13 protein-coding genes and 1 pseudogene are annotated in these 6,991 nt (G+C 47.5%); 6 read left to right on the top strand and 8 right to left on the bottom strand.

Annotation, left to right across the window (positions count from 1 at the left end):
• A partial coding sequence (locus tag B5F98_RS13415) for a hypothetical protein (RefSeq protein ID WP_242961686.1) occupies nt 1-227 on the top strand: 227 nt, incomplete at its 5' end.
• Nucleotides 228-262: 35 nt separating this feature from the next.
• Here B5F98_RS13415 and B5F98_RS12420 read toward each other — a convergent pair.
• Entirely contained in the window at nt 263-532 is a 270-nt protein-coding gene (locus tag B5F98_RS12420; RefSeq protein WP_087373270.1) for a type II toxin-antitoxin system RelE/ParE family toxin, read from the bottom strand.
• A complete protein-coding gene (locus B5F98_RS12415) occupies nt 529-750 on the bottom strand; it encodes a DUF6290 family protein (protein WP_087373255.1) in 222 nt (73 codons plus the stop codon). Before B5F98_RS12415 ends, B5F98_RS12420 begins: the two co-directional genes overlap by 4 nt.
• A 133-nt stretch (nt 751-883) precedes the next feature.
• On the opposite strand from B5F98_RS12415, the gene B5F98_RS12410 reads away from it, so the two are divergent.
• A complete protein-coding gene (locus tag B5F98_RS12410) occupies nt 884-1,276 on the top strand; it encodes a hypothetical protein (RefSeq protein WP_087373265.1) in 393 nt (130 codons plus the stop codon).
• A 60-nt stretch (nt 1,277-1,336) separates the two neighbouring features.
• Here the strand turns inward: B5F98_RS12410 and B5F98_RS12405 are convergent, their stop codons facing one another.
• The 5 genes from B5F98_RS12405 to B5F98_RS12385 form a co-directional block, all read right to left on the bottom strand.
• Entirely contained in the window at nt 1,337-2,110 is a 774-nt protein-coding gene (locus B5F98_RS12405) for a Fic family protein (RefSeq protein WP_087373263.1), read from the bottom strand.
• Nucleotides 2,111-2,218: 108 nt separating this feature from the next.
• Nucleotides 2,219-3,013 carry a Fic family protein gene (locus tag B5F98_RS12400; protein WP_087373260.1) on the bottom strand — a complete coding sequence of 265 codons (795 nt, stop codon included), beginning with the start codon at nt 3,011-3,013 and terminating at the stop codon, nt 2,219-2,221.
• 113 nt (nt 3,014-3,126) lie between these two features.
• The gene (locus tag B5F98_RS12395; RefSeq protein WP_087373258.1) at nt 3,127-3,396 is read right to left on the bottom strand and encodes a type II toxin-antitoxin system RelE/ParE family toxin; all 270 of its coding nucleotides are present in this window, start codon (nt 3,394-3,396) and stop codon (nt 3,127-3,129) included.
• Entirely contained in the window at nt 3,393-3,614 is a 222-nt protein-coding gene (locus B5F98_RS12390) for a DUF6290 family protein (RefSeq protein ID WP_087373255.1), read from the bottom strand. The genes B5F98_RS12395 and B5F98_RS12390 overlap by 4 nt, the downstream gene beginning before the upstream one ends.
• A gap of 58 nt (nt 3,615-3,672) precedes the next feature.
• Entirely contained in the window at nt 3,673-4,011 is a 339-nt protein-coding gene (locus B5F98_RS12385) for a hypothetical protein (protein ID WP_242961685.1), read from the bottom strand.
• A gap of 256 nt (nt 4,012-4,267) precedes the next feature.
• Here B5F98_RS12385 and B5F98_RS12380 point away from each other — a divergent pair, with 256 nt between their 5' ends.
• Together B5F98_RS12380 and B5F98_RS12375 are read left to right on the top strand one after the other, a co-directional pair.
• Nucleotides 4,268-4,534: a type II toxin-antitoxin system RelB/DinJ family antitoxin gene (locus tag B5F98_RS12380; protein ID WP_087231130.1), complete on the top strand. Its 267-nt coding sequence runs from the start codon at nt 4,268-4,270 to the stop codon at nt 4,532-4,534.
• The gene (locus B5F98_RS12375) at nt 4,534-4,794 is read left to right on the top strand and encodes a Txe/YoeB family addiction module toxin (protein ID WP_087373251.1); all 261 of its coding nucleotides are present in this window, start codon (nt 4,534-4,536) and stop codon (nt 4,792-4,794) included. Before B5F98_RS12380 ends, B5F98_RS12375 begins: the two co-directional genes overlap by 1 nt.
• A 141-nt stretch (nt 4,795-4,935) precedes the next feature.
• Here B5F98_RS12375 and B5F98_RS12370 read toward each other — a convergent pair whose 3' ends face one another.
• Nucleotides 4,936-5,274, bottom strand: a complete 339-nt coding sequence (locus tag B5F98_RS12370) for a helix-turn-helix transcriptional regulator (protein WP_087373248.1) — start codon at nt 5,272-5,274, stop codon at nt 4,936-4,938.
• A gap of 356 nt (nt 5,275-5,630) precedes the next feature.
• Here B5F98_RS12370 and B5F98_RS12365 point away from each other — a divergent pair, with 356 nt between their 5' ends.
• Both B5F98_RS12365 and B5F98_RS12360 read left to right on the top strand, forming a co-directional pair.
• On the top strand, nt 5,631-6,467 hold the full coding sequence (locus B5F98_RS12365; RefSeq protein WP_087373245.1) for a ParA family protein: 837 nt from the start codon (nt 5,631-5,633) through the stop codon (nt 6,465-6,467).
• Nucleotides 6,468-6,516: 49 nt separating this feature from the next.
• Nucleotides 6,517-6,888 (top strand): annotated as a pseudogene (locus tag B5F98_RS12360) (ParB/RepB/Spo0J family partition protein); the annotation flags it as partial.
• Between the last annotated feature and the right edge of the window lie 103 nt (nt 6,889-6,991).

The following is a 6,991-nucleotide window of genomic DNA, read 5'->3' as shown; positions in this document are numbered from 1 at the left end:
AGGTCGTATTTCTTCATAACACGCAAAATGGTCTTTGGGTTGTGGCAAATCTCTTTGCTGCCTTTCAGCCACTGCCACATCCGTCGGTATCCGTAGGTATGAAAGCATTTTGCCTGCTGTTGCCGGATGATTTCAGCAAGGACAGCATCTTTTTCGGGTCGCTTCATCCGCTTTACAAAGCTGTAATAGCCGCTTCTGGACACTGCAAAGAATCGGCACATTACTGAACCGCCTCAGGCTTCTTTTGTTTCAGTGCAGTCTCTCAGTGTTGGTAGACGTCTCTTCGATGTCCTACAGAGAGAGCAAGTATGACGAGTTTATCATCCTCAATTTCACAAATGAGGCGATAGTCTCCGATTCGGTATCGCCACTGACCACTTCTATTTGCAGTTAAGCCCTTCCCGTGTAAACGTGGATTTGGGCAGTCCACCAAATTTTTTTCAATCCAGGCTTTTAGCATTCGCTGTGTATAGCGGTCTAGTTTCTTGAATTCTCGGTCAAAGCGAGCTGTTGTGTGTACGGAGTATTTCACAAATCTAGCTCCTCCCACAGGGCAGAGATGGGCCTGCTCTGCATCCCGCCCTCAACATACTCACGGTGTGCAGCATCGGCAACTGCTATGTCGTACTCCTCTTGGATTTTTTCAAAAAGAGCGGTTTTGAACGCTTCGCCAAGGGACATGGAGTGAAGTTTTGCATAGCTTTCTGCCAAAGATTTTTCTTCTGCTGTCAGTCTGATGGAAAAACTCATAGGCTCAACTCCTTTCGTAATACATTGTACTACAATTATGCGGTTCCGTCAACACAGGAGAAGCTACCAACATACGATGAACAAAAGAAAGTGACTTTGGTAAAATGTCAAAAACAGAGAGAAGAGAGAAATTATGTATATTGCTGTGTTAGTGGGTTTGGTATGTCTGTCAATTGGGTTGCAAGTGCTTGCTGGGGTGGTTGGCCTGTGGTTCTCACAAATCATCTTTTTTGACAGTGCTCTCACTGGAGTGGCTGCCGGAATGGCGTGTAATCACTTTGCGCATATCCACCCGGCGATATGTATTGTGATCGGACTGGCGGCGTTTTTTCTTATCTTCATGTTGCAGACAACAACCATTGGCTTCTGGGTGATTGGTGGTCTTTTTACATTGGCCTACGCATCTGCCTTTGGTCTGATAGCGTACAGTGAAGGGGACATGATTTGGGGTGTGGTTGTCTTTGGATTGACCATCTTAATCGTTGGGGGGCTACACGTGCATGCTAGAAACCAACTAGAAGAATAGAACTAAGCCGATGTCGGGCATGGTGTCCGACATCGGCTTAATTCTATTCTTGTAAGGACCTTAGCGTGCTTGGCCCCGATGGTGTTTGCGTTCAGCTCGCTGGATTTGCTTTTCCCAGGTCTTTGCCGTTTGTGCTCTAAGAAAGTCACACAAAGGGCCTAACTCTTGGTGAGTATCCCAGGCTTCCAGGGCTTGATAGTATGCCTTGCGATCCTCTTCGTGAATAACAATGGGAGGGTGACCGTGCAACACGAGAAAGTAGTTCATGGCCAGCCGACCCGTTCGCCCATTTCCATCTGCAAAGGGGTGAATGTTTTCAAATTTGGCATGAAAGTAGGCAGCGGCCGTCAGGGCGTTGGCATCAGAGATGTCCTGGAGCTCATCCAGTAGCTCCGACACTTCATCAGCAACATCTTCAGGAGCAGCTCCAACTTCTTCTTTCCCTGTCGCATAGTCATGGTGTTTGTATTCTCCGGGCCGTTCGCCGAGCTGATAACGCCTTGGGTCATAGGTACCCTTGGTTAGCAGCTGTTGTAGTGCCTTGATAAAACCTTCGTTCAACGGCGTCCGTTGATTGAAAGACTGAAGGAAAAACTCATTGGCGTCTTTGGAATTCTTGATTTCAAAGAGGGTGCGGAGATCGCCAGTATAGGAGGAGACACCATCTCGCTCAAAGATATCCCGGGTGTCGTGATAGGTGATGTTGTCGTTTTCAATTTTACCGGAATTGTAAGCAAAGGTAATGCTGTGGCCATTTAGGGCTTCTGCAAGTTCTGCATCTGTAGAGACATTTCGCAGTTGCCATAAGTGTACAGCTTTCTCGTAGTTGTTCATAGAGTACACCTTTTTCGCATGTATTTGTCGTCATTGTACCATGAGTTTATAGGATGGGCAAGAACGCTACCTCTCGGATTTGAGAGACAGCGTTCTTTTATGCCTGTTTTATCGTTCCAGGGACGTTTTTTTTCGCTCCGGGAGCTTAATGCGGAACATCCTGCAATAATCCCTTTGGGCCTCCAACTCGCATTCACAGATCAGATTGACAAAAGCAACATCACTGGGGTTCTGACGCCTTTGAGCCTGCTGGATCGATGTAATATAGCTGTGGCGCAGAATAGGAGGAATAGACACCAGACAGTATCCCTTGTTCACCAGAATGAGATTCATAAGCAGACGGGCAGTACGTCCGTTCCCATCCTGGAATGGATGAATGTCAACCAATCTCCGATGTGCGTAGGCAGCCAGCAGTACCGGGTGCATGGTATCTTTCCTCTTATTCAGATCATCTACCAAGCTGGCCATTTGGGCGGTCACTTCTTCGGCGGGCGGAGGAATGTACTCTGTACCTGAGATAAACACCTGGCCGCTACGGTATCTCCCGGCGTGGTCTGGATCAATGCTGCCATAGAACAAGCCGTGTAAATGAAGAATGGTTTCTTCCCGAAATTCCAGCTGTCCGCCCCGGGCAATCTCCAGCATATAGTCGTAGGCTCGGGCATGGCCTGTGGCTTCGTAGCAGTCCCGAATGGGCTTGCCCCCCACCGTAATACCGTCCTCTAGCAGCACCTTTGTTTCAGACAATGTCAGAGAATTTCCTTCCAGAGCATTTGAGGAGTAGGTAGTACCGATCCGAAAGTAGGCATCCAGCTCCTTCACTTCGTCTGGAGACAAAGGCCGATGCTCCCTAATTAACATTGCGTATTGGTCGATTTTATCCAAAAGGGCTTTGTTTGTCACGGAATCACCCGCCTTCACTTTTGTTTTTATAATTGTAACATACTCTCTAGATATGGGAAAGGGCCTGGGGCGGATTGAACCGCCCCAGGCTTCTTTTGTTTCAGTGCAGTCTCTCAATGTTGGTAGACGTCTCTTCGATGTCCTACAGAGAGGGCAAGTATGACGAGCTTATCGTCCTCGATTTCACAAATGAGTCGATAGTCTCCGATTCGGTATCGCCACTGACCACTTCTATTTGCAGTTAAGCCCTTCCCGTGTAAACGTGGATTTTGGCAGTCCACCAAATTTTTTTCAATCCAGGCTTTTAGCATTCGCTGTGTATAGCGGTCTAGTTTCTTGAACTCTCGGTCAAAGCGAGCTGTTGTGTGTACGGAGTATTTCACAAATCTAGCTCTTCCCACAGGGCAGAGATGGGCCTGCTCTGCATCCCGCCCTCAACATACTCACGGTGTGCAGCATCGGCAACTGCTATGTCGTACTCCTCTTGGATTTTTTCAAAAAGAGCGGTTTTGAACGCTTCGCCAAGGGACATGGAATGAAGTTTTGCATAGCTTTCTGCCAAAGATTTTTCTTCTGCTGTCAGTCTGATGGAAAAACTCATAGGCTCAACTCCTTTCGTAATACATTGTACTACAATAGGCCCAATACGTCAACTTCTTTCATGTGTATGGCCAGTTGAGTTTCCACTCGAAGTACTGATCACGGGTAATCTCTCCCCGGCGTAGTTCTTGCTGGTGAAGGAGCCATTCACGCAAATAGTTGTTCATTACGCTATCTTGGAAGTAAAGACCTGTGGTGGCCTCTGTGGCCTGCTCATCAGAGTCGCTATGCTGAACAACAATATTGGGGAAAGGATTTGTCTCATCGGGAGTGCCTACAAGTTGGGTCAAGCAAATTGCTCCGGGTATTTCTTCCTCCATCCAGAAGAGTGTCTGGATAACATCTTCTGCACTTCCGGGCACAGGGGAATGGAAGTTCAGAGGATTGACCTTCAGCACTTAGGCGAATTTGTCTAACAAGTTCGCCCTGGGAATACGAGCGTCACACTCGTATTGAGCTATTCGAATATTGGCATTCGGCTCTCCAAGACCAGCTAAGACGCCAAGCTCTTTTTGGGTCATACCACGAAAGATGCGTATTCTCTTTATTTTCTCTCCTGTTGTCATGGAAATTCCCCTTATAAAGTCGTAAAGAAAATTACTTGCTTTTTTCTTTAATTTTGCATATACTGAACGTAGGAAGGGAGTGTTGTATATGGCGCACACGGTCAATGTTAATTTTAAGCTGGACGAAGATGTGAAAAAAAGAATGGAGCGAGCCTGTGCCGAGATGGGCCTTTCCATGAGTGCAGCCTTTACGATATTTGCAAAGAAGGTTGGCAGAGAGTGCCGTATCCCATTTGAGGTTTCAGCTGATCCATTTTATTCGGAAAGCAATCTCCGGCACTTGGAGAGTGTCATGCAGGACGTCAAGGCGGGCAAGGCCCACTTTGCTGAGCATGATTTGCATGAGGTGGATTGATGAGATTGCTGTGGGAGGATCGGGCGTGGAGCGACTATCTGTATTGGCAGATACAGGACAAAAAGACTCTGAAACGGATCAATGCACTGATAAAAGATATTCAGAGGAGCCCTTATGAGGGAATCGGAAAGCCGGAGCCGCTGCGGGGCAACCTAAGTGGCTTGTGGAGTCGCCGCATTGATGAAACCAATCGCATCGTTTACTTTGAGCAGGAAGAGGTCGTGTATATTATCTCCTGCCTGGGACATTATGACGATTAGTGAGTACCAAAAATGAATAGGGGAAAAGGAGAGCTGTCCATTGAGGGCCAGCTCTCCTTTTTTGCGCTCTGACTACCCCTCAAAAGGCCGTGAGCTACTAGAGATAGCGTTGGTAATGTCCTCTAAATCTGGGTCTAGAAGTTAGTCATCGTGCATCCTATTTTGTATCTCTAATAATTGATCCATTTGCTTGAGGACATATTCTTGAAATTCAGGCTTAAGCTCCTTAAATGTTGAATAAGCCAGTTCTGCAAGTTCGCTCGGTTCTTCATTAAACATATTCCCGTTGCCGGTTTTTAACCATTCTTCCCTCACATTAAAAGTAATGCAGATAAGTTTAATGAGGCGTTCATTTACATTCCTATTCCCAAGCTCCAGCCCAGCGATATAGCCGTTCGATATGGAGATGGCTTTTGCAAACTTAGCTTGGGAAAGACCAAGTTTGAGACGTAATTCTTTAATTCTCTGGTTGACGGTCATTTAGGGACCTCCTTCCTTGTGGTATCTACGATACCATAAAATTACTTACATTGCAAGTAAAAAGGAGCAGGATTGGCCTTGACACACTTGCTCTGCTATGATAACATACTCACATAGAAAGCGCATAGAAAGGAAGGGCACTCACATGGAAAATAGCCGTGGGCAAGAGTTTATAAAAAAGTTTTAACATGTACTCCAAAGGACAAAGCACTTTTCTCAGGAAATATCCGTTCTGACTCGTATAATCGACATTTAGACATCATTTATAATGCCAATTTTATGGTGCCCGCATAATGCCTAGAGACTTTTAAAGTTTCTGGGCATTTTTTATGCTAAAAATGTAACGAGGTGATTTAATGAACACAGAAATCATTGCTGTAGTCAATCAGAAGGGCGGTGTGGGAAAGACAACGACCTGCGCCAACCTGGGGATTGGATTGGCACAGGCCGGAAAGGAAGTACTCCTGGTTGATTGTGACCCACAGGCGAGCCTATCCATCAGTTTGGGGATTCGCCAGCCGGATCGGCTACCGTTTACCTTACCTGATGCAATGGCTCAAGTCCTGATGGACGATCAACCAGGAGCTGAAGAGAGGAAGATGGATCACCATCTGGTGAGCCATCCAGAAGGCATTGACTTGATGCCTTCCGATATCCGATTATCCGCCATGGAGGTATCTCTTGTCAACGCTATGAGCCGGGAGACCGTCCTGCGTCAATATCTCCAGCGGTTCAAGGGGCAGTACAGTCACATCCTGCTGGACTGCCCACCCACCTTGGGGATGCTGACCATCAATGCCTTGGCTGCCGCTGACCGGGTAATCATTCCAGTACAAGCGGAGTATTTGCCTGCCAAGGGATTAGAGCAGCTGCTCCAGACGGTCAATAAGGTGCGGAGGCAAATCAATCCCAATCTGAAGATTGACGGTATCCTGATGACCATGGTGGACAACCGTACCAACTTCGCCCGAGAAACCGCCGTACTCTTGCGGGATACTTACGGAGCCAAAATCAAGGTATTCTCCACCGAAATTCCCCATTCGGTCCGAGCCAAAGAAATCTCAGCCAAGGGCAAGAGTATTTTTGCCCATGACCCCAATGGCAAGGTGGCCGAGGCGTACCAGAATCTGACCCAGGAGGTGATGCAGCTTGAAAAGAAACGATACATCGTTCGCACTGACATCTCTCGATGAGCTGTTCTCTACTCAGGCAGACCGGGACGATGCCCAGCGGGAAAAGGTGATGGACATTCCTCTTTCCGACCTTCATGCATTCAAGGGCCATCCGTTCAAGGTACTGGATGACGAGAAAATGATGGAGACGGTAGAGAGCGTCAAGCAGTATGGTGTCTTGGTTCCGGCGATTGCCCGACCGGACCCGGAGGGCGGCTATGAAATCGTGTCTGGACACCGACGGCACCGGGCCAGCCAGTTGGCTGGGATGGAGACTATGCCGGTTATCGTCCGTGACCTGGATGATGATGCAGCTATCATTATCATGGTGGACTCCAATCTCCAGCGAGAGACCTTGTTGCCCAGCGAGAGAGCATTTGCGTATAAGATGAAGCGAGATGCACTCAATCACCAAGGGGCAAGGGCCTGTTGCAAAATAGGCCAGAACAACAAAACGAGAGGCTAACCTTTTTGGGGGTTGGCCTCTCGTTTCATTTGCTTTACAATTTGTTTGTGAAGACAAATTATAACAAGCAAGATCAGTG

This window comes from Pseudoflavonifractor sp. An44 (assembly GCF_002161675.1).
GTDB lineage: Bacteria > Bacillota > Clostridia > Oscillospirales > Oscillospiraceae > Enterenecus > Enterenecus faecium.
Note: the sequence above shows the minus strand (reverse complement) of the source record. Positions and strands in the feature narration are given on the sequence as shown.

What these genes read in the sequence shown, in the direction of transcription:
- B5F98_RS12365 (WP_087373245.1), top strand. Translation starts at nt 5,631, where the DNA reads ATGAACACAGAAATCATTGCTGTAGTCAATCAGAAGGGCGGTGTGGGA.
- B5F98_RS12375 (WP_087373251.1), top strand. Translation starts at nt 4,534, where the DNA reads ATGAGATTGCTGTGGGAGGATCGGGCGTGGAGCGACTATCTGTATTGG.
- B5F98_RS12415 (WP_087373255.1), bottom strand. Translation starts at nt 750, where the DNA reads ATGAGTTTTTCCATCAGACTGACAGCAGAAGAAAAATCTTTGGCAGAA.
- B5F98_RS12390 (WP_087373255.1), bottom strand. Translation starts at nt 3,614, where the DNA reads ATGAGTTTTTCCATCAGACTGACAGCAGAAGAAAAATCTTTGGCAGAA.
- B5F98_RS12370 (WP_087373248.1), bottom strand. Translation starts at nt 5,274, where the DNA reads ATGACCGTCAACCAGAGAATTAAAGAATTACGTCTCAAACTTGGTCTT.
- B5F98_RS12405 (WP_087373263.1), bottom strand. Translation starts at nt 2,110, where the DNA reads ATGAACAACTACGAGAAAGCTGTACACTTATGGCAACTGCGAAATGTC.
- B5F98_RS12410 (WP_087373265.1), top strand. Translation starts at nt 884, where the DNA reads ATGTATATTGCTGTGTTAGTGGGTTTGGTATGTCTGTCAATTGGGTTG.
- B5F98_RS12380 (WP_087231130.1), top strand. Translation starts at nt 4,268, where the DNA reads ATGGCGCACACGGTCAATGTTAATTTTAAGCTGGACGAAGATGTGAAA.